Origin of the sequence: Aminobacter anthyllidis (assembly GCF_018555685.1) — a bacterium.
In the GTDB taxonomy this organism is placed as follows: Bacteria; Pseudomonadota; Alphaproteobacteria; order Rhizobiales; family Rhizobiaceae; genus Aminobacter; species Aminobacter anthyllidis.
This window is the reverse complement of the sequence record NZ_JAFLWW010000011.1, coordinates 1-14,324: the sequence shown is the minus strand read 5'-3', so window position 1 is coordinate 14,324 and position 14,324 is coordinate 1. Positions and strand designations below refer to the sequence as shown.

11 protein-coding genes and 1 pseudogene are annotated in these 14,324 nt (G+C 58.7%); 9 read left to right on the top strand and 3 right to left on the bottom strand.

What is annotated here, in order from left to right; translation table 11 throughout:
* Window positions 1-4 precede the first annotated feature (4 nt).
* On the top strand, window positions 5-814 hold the full coding sequence (ku, locus tag J1C56_RS27290) for a non-homologous end joining protein Ku (protein WP_214393149.1): 810 nt from the start codon (window positions 5-7) through the stop codon (window positions 812-814).
* 7 nt (window positions 815-821) lie between these two features.
* Window positions 822-1,877 carry a non-homologous end-joining DNA ligase gene (gene ligD / locus J1C56_RS27285; RefSeq protein ID WP_214393148.1) on the top strand — a complete coding sequence of 352 codons (1,056 nt, stop codon included), beginning with the start codon at window positions 822-824 and terminating at the stop codon, window positions 1,875-1,877.
* On the opposite strand, the gene ligD (J1C56_RS27280) is transcribed toward ligD (J1C56_RS27285), so the two are convergent.
* Window positions 1,878-4,517: a DNA ligase D gene (ligD, locus tag J1C56_RS27280; protein WP_214393147.1), complete on the bottom strand. Its 2,640-nt coding sequence runs from the start codon at window positions 4,515-4,517 to the stop codon at window positions 1,878-1,880.
* 272 nt (window positions 4,518-4,789) lie between these two features.
* Here ligD (J1C56_RS27280) and J1C56_RS27275 point away from each other — a divergent pair.
* Window positions 4,790-5,132: pseudogene (locus tag J1C56_RS27275) on the top strand (alcohol dehydrogenase catalytic domain-containing protein); the annotation flags it as partial.
* A gap of 514 nt (window positions 5,133-5,646) precedes the next feature.
* Here J1C56_RS27275 and J1C56_RS27270 read toward each other — a convergent pair.
* The gene (locus tag J1C56_RS27270; protein ID WP_214393146.1) at window positions 5,647-5,820 is read right to left on the bottom strand and encodes a hypothetical protein; all 174 of its coding nucleotides are present in this window, start codon (window positions 5,818-5,820) and stop codon (window positions 5,647-5,649) included.
* Between the two features lie 507 nt (window positions 5,821-6,327).
* On the opposite strand from J1C56_RS27270, the gene J1C56_RS33080 reads away from it, so the two are divergent.
* Window positions 6,328-6,702 (top strand): hypothetical protein, encoded by a 375-nt coding sequence (locus tag J1C56_RS33080; protein WP_246592012.1) that lies wholly within the window; start codon window positions 6,328-6,330, stop codon window positions 6,700-6,702.
* 643 nt (window positions 6,703-7,345) lie between these two features.
* On the opposite strand, the gene J1C56_RS27260 is transcribed toward J1C56_RS33080, so the two are convergent.
* A complete protein-coding gene (locus J1C56_RS27260; protein WP_214393145.1) occupies window positions 7,346-7,711 on the bottom strand; it encodes a response regulator in 366 nt (121 codons plus the stop codon).
* Between the two features lie 179 nt (window positions 7,712-7,890).
* Here J1C56_RS27260 and J1C56_RS27255 point away from each other — a divergent pair, with 179 nt between their 5' ends.
* The 5 genes from J1C56_RS27255 (at window position 7,891) to J1C56_RS27235 (ending at window position 12,920) form a co-directional block, all read left to right on the top strand.
* On the top strand, window positions 7,891-9,684 hold the full coding sequence (locus tag J1C56_RS27255) for a PAS domain S-box protein (RefSeq protein ID WP_214393144.1): 1,794 nt from the start codon (window positions 7,891-7,893) through the stop codon (window positions 9,682-9,684).
* Between the two features lie 640 nt (window positions 9,685-10,324).
* Window positions 10,325-10,771, top strand: coding sequence for a Ros/MucR family transcriptional regulator (locus tag J1C56_RS27250; protein ID WP_214393143.1), 447 nt, complete (start codon window positions 10,325-10,327; stop codon window positions 10,769-10,771).
* Window positions 10,772-11,689: 918 nt separating this feature from the next.
* Window positions 11,690-11,941 (top strand): hypothetical protein, encoded by a 252-nt coding sequence (locus J1C56_RS27245; RefSeq protein ID WP_214393142.1) that lies wholly within the window; start codon window positions 11,690-11,692, stop codon window positions 11,939-11,941.
* A gap of 375 nt (window positions 11,942-12,316) precedes the next feature.
* Window positions 12,317-12,619 (top strand): DUF982 domain-containing protein, encoded by a 303-nt coding sequence (locus tag J1C56_RS27240; protein WP_214393141.1) that lies wholly within the window; start codon window positions 12,317-12,319, stop codon window positions 12,617-12,619.
* Between the two features lie 16 nt (window positions 12,620-12,635).
* Window positions 12,636-12,920, top strand: a complete 285-nt coding sequence (locus J1C56_RS27235; protein WP_214393140.1) for a DUF982 domain-containing protein — start codon at window positions 12,636-12,638, stop codon at window positions 12,918-12,920.
* Window positions 12,921-14,324: the final 1,404 nt, after the last annotated feature.

Here is a 14,324-nt window from a genome sequence, read left to right as displayed (position 1 = left end):
CGTCATGGCGGTTCGTCCCTACTGGAAAGGCTACCTCAAGCTCTCGCTGGTCACCTGCCCCGTGCAGATGATGCCGGCGACATCGGATAGCGAGAAAGTGCAATTCCATACGCTCAACCGCGAGAGCCACAACCGCGTCGTCAGCCAGTATGTCGATGCCGTCACCGGCAAGGAGGTCAAGGAAGAAGACGAAGTGAAGGGCTACCAGCGGGGTGAGAACGACTACATCATACTCGAAGACGAGGAGCTGGAGAACGTCGCTCTGGAAAGCACGAGGACCATCGATATCGATGTCTTCTCCCCGCGCGATTCAATCGAATGGATTTGGCTCGACACGCCCTACTACCTTTCGCCAAACGATCCGGTCGGCCAGGAAGCTTTCTCGGTCATCCGGGACGCCATGGCTGCGGAGGATATGGTGGGTATCTCGCGCCTCGTCATCTCGCGGCGGGAGCGCGCGGTGATGCTCGAGCCGCGTGGCAACGGCATAGTGCTTTGGGCCCTGCGCTACGGCGACGAGGTCAGGGACGAGGATGCCTACTTCGGTGCAATCGACGATACACCGTCCGATTCCGAGATGATGCCGCTCATCCAGCAGTTCATTAAAAAACAGACCCGCCGTTGGGATAGCAAGCTGGTTGTCGACCCGGTTCAGGACAAACTGTTGGAAATCATCGAGGCCAAGCGCAAGAAGACGAAGCGGACGGCGAAGGGGAAAGTATCTGACCCGAAGGCCACGCCCAACAACGTCATCAATATCATGGACGCTCTGCGCAGGTCCGTCGAGGCCGATAACCGGCCGGGCAAGCGCTAGGGCTGAAATGCGGCGATTGGCCAAATCGGCGGTCCCGCTACTCGCGACATCCGAGCATGCGATCCAGTCTAACCGCCTGCGAAAGCGCAATCCGCGGCAACCCGACCTGCCTTTTGATCCGATGCCACTGCGGATCGAGCCCTGTCTTGCGCTACTGAAGCCGCGAGCTCCAACCGGCGCCGACTGGCTTTTTGAGATCAAATGGGACGGATACCGCCTCGCAGTTCACATTGATCCCAATGATGTCCGCGTCATCACGCGCGGTGGGCATGACTGGACGCATCGATTTCCCTCAATCGCCGATGCCGCGAGGGAATTGGAAGTCCACACGGCAATCCTCGATGGTGAAGCAGTCGTGCTTGACAAAAGTGGACACTCGAATTTCGGAGCCTTGCAAAGGTCGCTCGGCGGACGCGGCGGCAAGAGGGTGTCAACCGAATCCATCCTCATGACGTTCGATCTGTTGTATCTCGACGGGCACGATCTCACCGGCTCGGACCTCTCTCTGCGTCGTCATCTGCTAGAGGACATGTTGATGCCAGCCGGCAACGGGGCGATCCGGCTTTCGGAGGAAGTAGAAGCCGATGGAGCCCAACTCCTCGAACACGCGTGTAAGGTCGGGCTCGAAGGCATCATCGCCAAGCAGCGCCATAAGTCTTATCGATCGGGTCGCACCGGCGACTGGCTGAAGATCAAATGTGTCCAGAGCGAGAGCTTCATGATTGTCGGCTATGAGGCGTCAACGGTCGCGCGCGGCGGGATCGGTAGCCTGCTGCTCGCCGGCAAACGTGGATATGAGTTGGTGTATGTCGGCTCCGTCGGAACTGGCTTTAACGGCAAAGATGCTACCTTTCTTCGCACGGCGCTCGACAGGCTCAGGACGGAGACGCCCTCTGTTCCCTTGAAGGGGAAGAACATGGTCTTCGCGGAGCCGACGCTTATTGCTGAGATCGAATTCCGCGGCTGGACGAATGATGGCAGTTTGCGTCACGCTTCCTATAAAGGGTTGCGCGAGGTTCAGGACAATGCGGCGGTGTTCGACATGACCAATCGCGGCATCTGATCAGGCCGCTGTTTTCGATTTTGTCAGCCGCTTGATCGCCGCCTCTAGCGGCCGATGGCCGTCTCCATAGTCCTTCCAGGCCGTGCTCTTTACCAGCAGCGTGGGAACGGTACGGATCGTGAAGCGCGTCGGGTCGAGGTCGGTTTTCACCTGAGCCCAGGTAAGTGGCATCGAGACGGTCGCGCCGGGCCGCGCGCGCGGTGAGAGCGGGGCAACCGCCGTCGCCATGCGATCGTTGCGAAGGTAGTCAAGGAAGATGCGGCCCTGGCGCTGGTTCTTGGCCATCTTGGTCAGGTAAAGCTCGGAATTGTCGCGCGCCATCTGCAGGCAGACATCGTGTGCGAAGCCCTTGGCCTCCGGCCAGGTGAGTTTGCTGCGCTTGGCGACCGTGAGGGGCGTCACTACATGCAGCCCCTTTCCGCCGGTCGTCTTGCAGAAGCTGACAAGCCCGAGATCGTCTAGGCGTTCGCGCATTTCCTTTGCCGCCTCAACCACCCTCGAGAAGGGCACATCCGGGCCGGGATCGAGATCGAACACGAGCCGACCCGGGACTTCCGGCTGTTGTGGCGCGCAATTCCAAGGGTGTAGTTCGACAGCACCGATCTGCGCGACTGCAATAAGGCCTTCCACACGGTCGATCTGAAGATACGGCTTCTTGTCGCCGAACACCGTTACAAGTTCTAGAAGGTTGGATGTTCCGGGCATGGCGTGGCGCTGGAAGAATTGCTCGCCGCCAATCCCATCCGGCGCACGGATGATTGAGCACGGCCGGCCCCTGATATGCTCGATAAGCCACGAACCCACCGCTTCATGATACCGGGCGAGGTCCTCCTTGGTGACGGGCCTGCTATCATTGGCATCAGGCCAGAGCGGCTTGTCGGGGTTCGATATCAGCACCCCCATGATATCGATCTTGCCACCACGCCTACCAGGTTTCGACGTGGGCGCGACCGGCTGCTGCACTTCCGTCTTTGCCGGCGATGCCGCCTTCTCGGCTTCCACCTCTGTCGCCGGCTTGTCTTCCCGTAGCCCCTTGAAGGCAGCCTGGCGAACGAGCCCATCGGACGTCCAGCCGGCGAACTCGATCTCAGCCACCAGCTCCGGCTTGAGCCAGAGGACACCTGCGTCTTTTTTTGGCGCGCCGATGCCGGTGAAGGGAGACTTCGACGTCTCCAACGCCTTCAGCTTCGGGAGCAGATCCTTGACCTTGCCGGCGCCGTAGCCTGTTCCGACGCGCCCGACATAGACGAAATCGTCGCCGTGATTGACGCCGACCAGGAGCGACCGGAATTTGCCGCTGGTGGTGGCATATGCTCCGATGACCACCTCGTGCCCGGCCCGGCATTTCGACTTCGCCCATGTCTCCGTTCGCCCGGAAACGTAAGGCGCATCGGCGCGCTTCGACACAATGCCTTCGAGTGACATCCGGCAGGCCGAACGCAGGACTGCCTCGCCGCCGGTTTCAAAATGCTCGACGAAGCGCAGGCGGGCGTCCTCACCTGCGTCCGAGAGAAATTTTTCCAACCGCGCTTTGCGGTCGCTCAGCGGTAGGGCACGCAGATCCTTCCCACCTTCAAACAGGAGGTCGAAGGCGAAATAAACGAGAGCGTCGGTCTTGCCGTCGGAAAGGGCCGCCTGAAGCGCGGCAAAGTCCGGAGCGCCGTTGTCGTCCAGCGCGCATATCTCGCCATCGATGATCGCATCCGGCAGATTGCCGGCGGCCCGCGCGATGGCCGGATATTTGGCGGTCCAGTCGAGGCCCTTGCGGGTCTTCAAGGTGGCCTCGCCCTCCAGCACGCGGGTCTGGATGCGGTAGCCGTCGAATTTGATCTCGTGCAGCCATCCAGATCCCAACGGCGGACGCGCAAGGGTCTCGCAAAGTTGCGGCTCGATGAAATCGGGAAGATCAGTGGCCGCGACAGTGCTACGCTTCTTCTTTCCGCGATCATCCGCCTCGCGCTCCTCGGCCGCGAGGCCTGTGCGGCTGTCCCAGATCGCGTCGGCTTCCAACTTGCCGCCTTGCAGCATGAAGGGTTTCGGCTTGCGCCCCTTGCCTGCGGCGATCGCTTCCATAGTGCGACCGGACGCGACTGAGGTATCGCTCTCCTCAAGGATCGCAGCACCGTTCGTTTCCACAGCAAATTGGTCGCGATGCTTGATTAACAGCCAATTTGTGCGTTTGCCCCGTTCCCGGTCGTTGGCCATGCGGACCAGCACGAAGCTGCCATGCAGCCGCGTTCCTTGGAGCGTGAACTTGAAATCGCCCTTCGCCAGAGCCTGCTCGGGACTTTTCTTGCCCTCCGGCTCCCAATACCCGCGGTCCCACAGCATTACCGTGCCGCCGCCATACTGTCCCTGGGGAATGGTTCCTTCGAAATCGCCATAGTCCAGCGGATGATCTTCGACCTCGACGGCCAGGCGCTTGTCATGGGGATCGAGCGACGGACCGCGGGTCACGGCCCAGGATTTGAAGACACCGTCGAGTTCGAGCCGCAGATCGTAATGCAGGCGCGTGGCATCATGTTTCTGGATAACGAAGCGGCGGCGGTTCGAGGGCTTGACCGACTCATGGCCGCTAGGCTCCTGGGTCTTCTTGAAATCGCGTTTTGCTTTGTAGCTAGTGAGCTTATCGTGCGCCATTGCGTCCTCGATCGGGAAACACATGTTCTCAACCAGAATGTCACAAGGGAGAACATGTTCCGCCTACGCAAGCCCCTGCTTGGTCACTGGACTGCCTCCGCAGCCAGGCAGCAATTTCATCCTGCGGTCTGACCGCCCTAATCTCCGGTTAGCCGTTTCGGGATTCGGCCGGTCGTCGTCGCCGTCGTCGGCTCGACCCCACCCGCACGATTTGTGCGCATCAGGGGCAATAGTGCGCACGGAATTAGAGGTCTGATTAGCGAGGGGTTCCGATGCGCGCACTGACCTGGCACGGCAAACATGACATTCGGTGCGAGTGCGTCCCAGATCGCACGATCGAGGCACCGAGGGATGTGATCATGAAGGTTACCTCGTGTGCCATTTGCGGCTCGGACCTGCACCTCTACAACGGCGGCATTCCTGATATGCACAGCGGCGATGTTCCCGGGCGAGAAAATGGGAGAGGTTGTCGAAGTCGGATCGGGTGTCTCTAACCTGAAAGTCGGCGACCGGGTGGTGGTGCCTTTCGACATCGCCTGTAGCGAATGGTTTTTTTGCCAGCGTGGTGCCTTCTCCGGCTGTGAACGGTCCAACCCGCAGAAAAGCAAGAAAAAAGCCTAGACGATGTGGGGTCATTCGCCATAGGCGGCGGACCAAAAGGATTCAGGGCGGAAGCGTCCGGCACCTCACGCTTCTGCGCTCCCGATCTCCTGCGAATGGAAAAATCACATGGCCGACTTACCAAGCCAGCCGCAGACCAATAATAACCTTATGGTTGGGCGCTTAATGAAAGAAACCAACATTACGGAATGAGCGCAGACGGGGCGTCGCTCCATCTCTCCTCCTCGCCGAGGAAACTGACGCCAGCATGCGATATGTTGGCCGAGCCATTCCCGCTATCCCGCAGATGCAGTGTGACGAGTTGTGGCAGGCGCTGGAATTCCTGCACACAACCGCGTTCGCCACGCCTATTGGCGCTAACAAAGGAGCCGTGCCGGTCTCCAGCCTATTTTGCATGTCTTAGCCAAACACCTGCGCGGCGAGGAGGTTCTTCGCCACGCGTCCAGTCGGGCTTGTTGCCTCGGGCGGGAGCGCAAACAAATCGCGTGGGCGTCCGCCTCAACCTCTACTATCGCTGCTGAATGGTACTCGTGACCACCGGATCCACGTCCCGATCATTATCGGCAGACACCATCACCAGGATGCCAAGCCCGATAGCGATGGGCGCAAAGAGCAACGCGACATTTGCCAGGCACTTCAATGGCACCCACCGGTCGGAGGTCGTTTTCCGTTCGTCATCCATTGGGTGATTCCTGTGTGCTTGGGCCTAGCTCCCTTCCGTCGGTACTTGCCCCATTTGTCGTGATTGAGCCGCGTCCATGGGGATTTCAGGGCAAGGTTAACTATGGGTGAAGCTACGCCGCCTCCGAGGCCCGTGACCGCTCAACAACAAAGAGCCCCGTTGCCTAATGGCAACGGGGCGATTGGGTGGTTAGTCAGCGGTACAGCATACATGGCCGCTTCTGCCATGGTGGCTTGGCGGGGTTAACAGCCAGTGAACCCGCCACGGCGCTGGCAGCCGCCTGGCGCTAACTCGACGAAAGACGGTGGAACAAGAGCGTTAGCTTTGCGCGCGTTGCAGCTGTCCTAACTGAGTCGAACGGCCACACTCACCAAGAAAGTGCCGCAGTGCTTTCCACGACAATTCAAGTGCGGCTCAGCCCAAGACGCTGACGACAGACAATGCAACACCGGAGGCTCGACAACACTGCAGCGGGCGTTCGCAGCATCTTTGAGGGCACAGCATACAATGAAGACGATTCTTCTCGCTTCGAAATTCTTTTTTGCTGTGGCAGGCAGCGTCCTTGCAGCGGATGCTGTTGTATACGAACCCGTACCGGAAGCAGCCCCTGCTGATCTTGTTTGGACCGGTGGCTATGTCGGTCTTCAGGCCGGTTATGCTTGGGGCGGCGCCCCGTACTCCAATGGCGATGATGAGTCGACCGACTATGATCCCAATGGCGCTTTTGGCGGCATCTATGCGGGGTACATCCCCCGCACGGCTCCCGCGATTGTGGCAAGTTACTTCGTGGAGCGGGGATGGATGGCTCTGTCCCCCCCACAACGTCGAGGAAGGGGGAAATCAGAAGGAGTATATGGTGAAGGGGTGGAATATTGGCCATAGCTTATACCGGGATGAGGCCAAACACGTTCCGCGGCTCCATTAACTTCAACTGCGGTTGGCTGGGGAGGGCTTGCCCGAGCCACGAATTTGTCAATCCAACCCTCCTCGAGCGTGGCGCAGCTACCGAAATTTGGACCCTTCGGCCGCATGGCAGCCACGATCAGTACTACCAGATAGGTCACTGCAGAGGAAATTTTGAACGATTCCTGTCGGCTGGCGGGCAGGGAAACTTCGTAGCAGCGCCCATGGGCCACGCGTTGATGTTCAAGCCTGCGCTTTGGAAAGATCACGTCGACCGATATTTGCCCCGACAGTCGCCTTTCCACCCATTCTGAGACATGGTGTCTACGCAGCGGACCGGCAGCTTTCAGGATCGCGAACTCGTGGGGCGAATGGCCAAGACAGGACGCTTAGTCGCCATGTGTGCCGACACCGGTAGGGGGCCAAGGCTGGGGCAATCGCCTGGATTGCCGAGTTTGATATAGGGGCCCGATGGCTGAGACGTCAAAGGGTTGTGGCCCGCGAAGCGGAAGGGGGCGGTTAGGCAGGTAGCGCTCCAAGCACGTGTCCCCGATCACCGCGCTGGCGAAGGCGATCACCCCCTAAGCGACTATCACCGCAAGCTGGACTGAAACAGTTACAATTACCCCGCCATCCGCTGATGCAGGCCGGCGGTCATCGCCTTGAGAAGCCGCGCCACCTCTGCCGGCTCGGTTGGCTTTAAGATTGTGACGCCAAGTGAGAACGCTTCATGGCTGCCCTCGACGCCCAAGCCCGTATAGACTACGAAAGGCACGCGCCTGTCAGCTAGCGTTTTCGCCGCCTCATAGCAGTCGCCGTCTGACAGCCTCACGTCCAGGACTGCGGCTGCGGGCGTGTGGTTCTCAAGGAACCGGTTCGCCTCGGAACAAGAGGTCGCCAATCGCACGCCGGCCTCGGAAAGCGCGCACTCCATGTCCCAGGCGATCAAGGCTTCGTCTTCCACTACTAAGACCAAAGGTCTTTCCATGAAGAGTAGCGTTGCACGTCTGTAGCAAAAAGACGAGTCGAACCAGTGCTCCTTCAGGGGATCAATCGCATGAACGGCGAGGGTGTGACCGAGAAGAGTACCCTTGCGCCCTCAGGACCGGCGAGCGGAACAAATTGTGACAAAACGCGTTTGGGCCGTTCAAGTGAGGCAGGAACGGAATGAATCGGAATGAAGGACCGCAGGCGAGCGCCATCGCCTCTAAGGCACCGGAAATGTCCGGTGAAGATGGTCGGGACTTCGATTATCAGGATTTTTTCGAGAACGGGGCGGTCGCACTCCATCTGGTGAACGCAGATGGAGTGATTTTGCATGCCAATAGGGCTGAGCTTGAGCTTCTGGGCTATCCAGCTGAGGACTACGTGGGCCGGCACCTTGCCGAATTCTATCCTGACAGGGCCGTGATCGACGACATCTTGGAACGGCTCGCGCGTGGCGAGCGGATCACGAGATATCCGGCCCGTATGAGAGCCCACGACGGATCAATCAAGCATGTCGAGATCACGTCGAGCGCCCATCTTCAGGATGGCAAGCTTATCAACACCAGATGCTTCACGATTGACGTGACCGACTTGGAACGAACACGCACGGAGCTAAGGCAGCAAGACAATACCTATCACCAGATTCTCGACGGCCTTCCGGTAGCCATATACACGACCGATCGGGCCGGGACGATCACTTACTATAACCGCGCCGCCGCCGAGCTTGCAGGTAGGGAGCCGGAGATCGGAAAGGACAAATGGTGCGTGACGTTCAAGTTGTTCACTCCCGACGGCAAGGAATTGCCGCATGACGAGTGCCCGATGGCGATCGCGCTTAGGGAAAACCGGCCGGTTCGCAACCAGGAAGCCATAGCCCAGCGTCCGGACGGATCCTTCTTTCCGTTCCTGCCCTATCCCACGCCGATACGGGATGACGACGGCAATCTGATTGGTGCCGTCAACATGCTACTGGACTTGACCGACCGGCAACGAGCCGAAGAGGCTAACCAGCATCTGTCAGCAATTGTGGAGTCCTCGTTCGACGCAATCGTCAGCAAAGACCTCAACGCCCTCATCAAGAGTTGGAACCATGGCGCGGAACGGCTATTCGGCTACACCGCCGACGAGGCGATAGGCAGGCCGGTTACCATGCTCATCCCAGATGATCACCAGGACGAGGAACCTCGCATCCTCGACCGCATTCGCCGCGGCGAGCGGGTGGAAACATACCAAACAATTCGTCAGCGCAAGGACGGCAGCCTGGTTCCTGTTTCGCTTACAGTCTCACCTGTGCGCAACGCAGCTGGACAGATCATCGGCGCATCGAAAATTGCCCGGGATATCACCTCGGCAAGGGAAAACGAGCATCGGATTCGCTTGCTGATGCGCGAGGTCAACCATCGCGTCAAAAACCAGTACGCCGTCATCATTTCGATGATCCGCGAGACAAACAAGCGGGCGGAAACTCCAGCCGAGTTTGAACGACAGCTTCGCGAGCGGATCATGGCTTTGTCGCGCTCGCACGACCTGCTCGTCTCCGAAGACTGGAAAGGCGCCACGATTTTCGAACTCCTATTGGCACAGGCCAAACCATTCGGCAACGAAGAGCGAATTTCAATGTCCGGACCATCGGTCGTCCTCAGCCCCAACGCGGTCCAGTATCTCGGGATTGCATTCCACGAACTCGCGACAAACTCGGCGAAATACGGGGTGCTTTCCGGTGACGAGGGCCAGATTTCCGTCAGATGGAACATCACCGGCTCTGGTGCCTCCAAGCTATTTCACATGACCTGGGACGAAACAGACGGGCCGCAAGTTCAGACCATAGCACAAGGCGGCTTTGGAACCGTGGTGCTGAAGCGGGTTGCGCCTGCAGCAGTCGGCGGAAAAGGAGATCTCAAGCACGGCTCGCATGGGATCACCTGGAGCTTGCAGGCACCGTTGGCGGAGGTGGAAGGGTCTTTCGCCCACTAAGCCTAGCAACTTTGAGGGCTCCTCCGCCCGCGCTCCGTAGGGCACTTGTCAATAAGGCTTTCCGCTGGTTCCTCCCGAGGCCCGAGCAGCACCAGGTCATTTGAGCAAGGCTCCCATCAGCACCGCTACGTTCGAACATTGGATTGGCGCCATGACGCGCTGGCGCTGAAGAATTCAGGCACAACAGTCGGCTGTCGGTTGTAATGACATGCCAGTAGCCAATTGATAGTCATTTGAACCTCATAGACGTCGGCCGCTTCGTCACAGGTCCTAAAATGCGACCAATTGAGGTTGCCATCAGGCGCCGACGCCGCTCGGCTATTTAACCGTCATCGTCGCTGCCGATCGAGGCAGGGTAGACTGCAAGCGCTTTACCGGAAGGATCGAGCACGCGGACCACGCGAGCCCCCTTGTCGACCTCAATCGCGGCAATGGCGGCGGGAGGATCGCCCCGCCAATATCGGGCACGAGCAGCTTCGTGCCGGCCTTGCTGAGGCCGATGCTAGGGTTGAGCCTTCGGAACAGTTGTTCGCTGATATGGAAGCGCTCCGCCAGCTTCTCTACCGCATCGCGATACCCGAGCCTCGACAGGCGGGCCAAGCGAATACGATCCGCTAGTGTTGAAAGTGGAGAAACCTGTATGACCGAGCCAAAGCCGACGGATCATCTCATCGAACTCACCGCCGACATTGTGACGGCCTATGTTTCGAACAATCCGGTACCTGTGGCAGACCTTCCGGGATTGATTGCTCAGATCCATGCCAGCATCGCCAAGCTCGGCTTTTCAACCAGTGTGGTGGAAGAACCGCTGACACCTCGTATGCCGATCAAGAAGACCGTCACACCCGATTACATCATCAGCCTTGAGGACGGAAAGCAGTACAAGGCCCTGAAGCGGCACCTCGGCATTTTAGGACTGACGCCTGAAGAGTCTCGAAAAAAGTGGTCGCTGCCTGTCGACTATCCGATGGTAGCCCCAAGCTATTCGGCAAGGCGCTCTGACTTGGCTAAGAAGCTTGGACTCGGTCGCAAGCCAGGAACGGTTGCGAAACCGGTAAAGCGGTCGCCTCGCAAAGCTACGTTATGATCGACAAAGCTCAAAGAAGCCCCCCACCTTGAGGGTGACGGGGCTGATTGGGTGTAGGTCGGCGAACGCTAATGAACCCCTTGCTTTTCTCCATTGCCGCAATGGCTATCGGCGCATTCGCGATCTGTCATCGTTCTTTCATCGGCAGTTGCAGCCGGCTCCAATGCGGCAGCTATCACGGATGAACATGCCCAGAGCGTTTGTCTTCACCATCAAAACCATTCGCGATACATCACCAGCGCTCCGCGCGGGATCTCCGCCCCGGTGTCATCCGATACAACGGCGAACCAGCCGAATGCGAAAGGCTTGCACCGCCCCAGTCGCCAGCTCTTGAACCGAACCCAGTGCGCCGGGATCGTGAAGGGCTTGATGACAAGCCCCTCACGCCGGAAGTTATCGAATAGGCTCCCTCTACGATGTCCCAATCGCCATGGCGCATCCAGCGGACATCCACTTGCGGGCATCAACGCGAAGCTTGGATCGCTGGAATATGCTGTGCGATCAAAGCCTCGTATCCGTGCCGTCGGCATTCTTCTTGGTCATGAAGTCGTTCGCGCCGTCGTCCGCGATGTCGAGGAGGTCGTCAAACAGGGCGTCGGCCTGAGCCTCGCGTGCGTGCGCCTACTGGTCGCGAAACGCCTCGTCGGCAGCAAGCTACCGGAACACTGTCGACTTGTTTGGCATGCGTCATCGGTGCAGATCGAGCGGTGGCTTTGCCCGTCTGCAATAACTTCACAGATCGCATCGCATATCTCCTGCGTCATTTCGGATAGTCGAGCCATATAAGTTCCTCTCGCCGGTTTGAGCGGTCGATCGGTCGGCCAGCGTCGTCGCGGTTACCGGTTGGATCGAATTGCTGGGTCGCGCGTTGTTGCGAGCATGTGGCGAACGCGCACGTGCTTGGGGTGCGTCAGTGCGATGAAAGACTTCAAGTCTCTCGATCTACACGAGCCTGCCACCTTCTTTGAAGGCGACGAGGGCGAGCTACCTCGCGGGATGGCGTTCGATCACCTGTCACAAGCCCTGCGGCACGCAGCAAACGTTCCGCTAAGCAGGCAGCGCCCTTCGGCTAAAATCGTCACGCGGTCCGGATTGCAGCTTGGATGGGAGGAGATGACCACTCTTCACGAGCATCTGCGGACAAAAGACAGCAAGACCCATGGCAATTGACCACGACGAACTGAGCACCCAACGGTTTGTGTATCTGCAGCAGCAAGATGGCAGGTGGATGGTTCAAGACCATCTGCAGCGGAAACCCGCGTCGCTGGGTGGTCAGCTCCTGGTTGACCGCCCGATGAGGCGAGCAAGGGCTGCGTGCGAGGTTCTCAATCGGATTTACTCTTCTGGTCTGCAGCAGTCCGAGCACGACTAACTGATCGTTCCACGCGCGATCGTTTCTCATGAAGTACCCTACCTTGCGTGGTGAATTTTCATCAAGCTGATCTTGAATCGGGAAATTTGCCGACACATATCAATTGCGGGTCGCTGCCGCTGTCGGCATCGGCCTATTCAAAACGCAAACTTTCGTTCGACTTGGAGGATCTGATGAGCGATCGGATGTTCGACAGCCCTGTTTTCGTGAGGTCCGGAAACAGCTTAATCGAGGAAATAGCCTGCCTGGAGGACGCCCTCGAATTTCTCTACGAATGGCCCAAGAACCGGCGCGGCACGATTTACGAGACGGCTCTTCGCGCTTGTCAGCGAGCTATTGATAGCGATTACCCGCTACGCGCCGCAAGGCAGGCATTCTGCGGTTTCGCCCAATCGGCCAACATTCTCGAAGAGATCAGCATTCCGCTGCCATGGATGACAGACGGAAAGGCTGGCGCCAGTGGTCTCGGTACATAAGCGGAGGGCTCGCGCGATGCTCGCACAATTTTTCGAAAAGCCCATCCGTGTTTGGGTAGGCCTTGGTTTTCCTCGCCAACTCAATACCGTCGTTGATGCTTACCAGTTCGCGATGGAATGGTGCGGAAACAGCCCGGAGCAACGAGCGGCGATTAGGGCCTGCAAAGCTGCATTGTCTGGAGATGTGGACGCCGAGACAGCCAGAGGTGTCTTCACCGCCTTTGCTCGCAAGAAGGACATCCTGGTACTGGATGGCGAGATGCCGCCGGAGAGCGGTGATACTCGATCTGTCCACGCTTGATTGATTGTCACAGAACCCCCACCCGGCAACCGAGAGAGCCCAGCGCCCGCGCTTTAATCCCCCCTCGTAAGCGCGGGCGCGCCTCGGAGCACCTACAGCCATTCGTTGAATCGTCGACTCGTCGCAACCCTGGATGACTCGACGGTTGATATGAACGGCGCAATGGTTGGTCGTCAGTTCGCAGCGCGTTGCGGAGACTTTGGGAGGCCTCGCATGCCCCTAGGTGCTTGCTGTTTTAATCCCCACGATCTGGATTTGATGGCTCGGGTCCTGGCCAAATGCTTGCCGCCGTCTGCGACTAAGACAGAGAAGGAACGACAGGCTGCTGCGCTGGTGTGTCTATTTGGCACTGGCATAACCAATGAGGCACGGCTGTTGGAATTGCTCACAGATGGTAGCCACAAGCCTTTCCACGAGGCGAAGTCTGCGGCCTGAGTATCCGCGAAGGCGGACCCATCGGTTAAGCGCGGCTGGCGCCCCTTGTGGGGCCATTTCGTTGGTTTCCCTACAGAGGAATAATCTCCCCACTCTCGACTTTACGGGTCGGGAGTTTCAACGATGCCAGCAGATCAAATATCAGACGCCAAGGCGATCCGGTTAGAGGTGCGCGTCCTGCGCCGCCACGGAGTCGGCCTTAAAGCAATGTGAAGTCAAAGCCTGGAACGATGCGGTTTGATCGTCGTTTAAGCGGTCGATGATAATCACAACCCGGTTGTGAACGAAATGCCGAATGATCCTTCTCATGTCTTCGCGGTGGGCCAAGCAGTCAGTTATAAATCGCTGGCCGGATTATCGCCGGGCACGCCCGTCCAATTCACCATCACCCAAACGCTGCCTCCCATCGATCGCATCCCCCAATACCGTATGCGCAGTTGGGATGAACCATTTGATCGGGTGGCGGCACAGGCCGACTTGGTCGCGGCCGGCGATGGGGATACGACCGACCAGGCCTTAAAGCGCCGGATTTGGGCGTTGCGGTTTAAACCAAAAGCCCGGAGACCTCTCTTACCAACTCCACGATAGAGGATCGCATCCAAGGCGGCGTGGCCTTCGCTAGGCGCGGCTGCCGGGTTTTTCGGAAGGTAAGCTAGCATAGCTTTTCCTCGAACTCGACGGGGCTTAGATTGCTCAGTGTCGAGTTCCTGTCGATCCGCTACGAATGCAAGCGTGGCGCTGCACCATCACTGCTGCTTGCCGAAGAAATGGAAGCCGTCCTGCGCTATGTCGGTGCTTGAAACTCTAATCAGCTCAAAAGGTTGCCAACGCGAAGCGAAGGCCTGCCGGAGGGCGACCTCGGCAGGCCTCGCTGCTGGAGCGCCTGACGGTTCGGGTCGTTGCCGTGCGCTCCAAACCCAAAACGCCTCGCCATGACTGTCGTTCCCAAGTCAAGAAAAGACCTGCCGG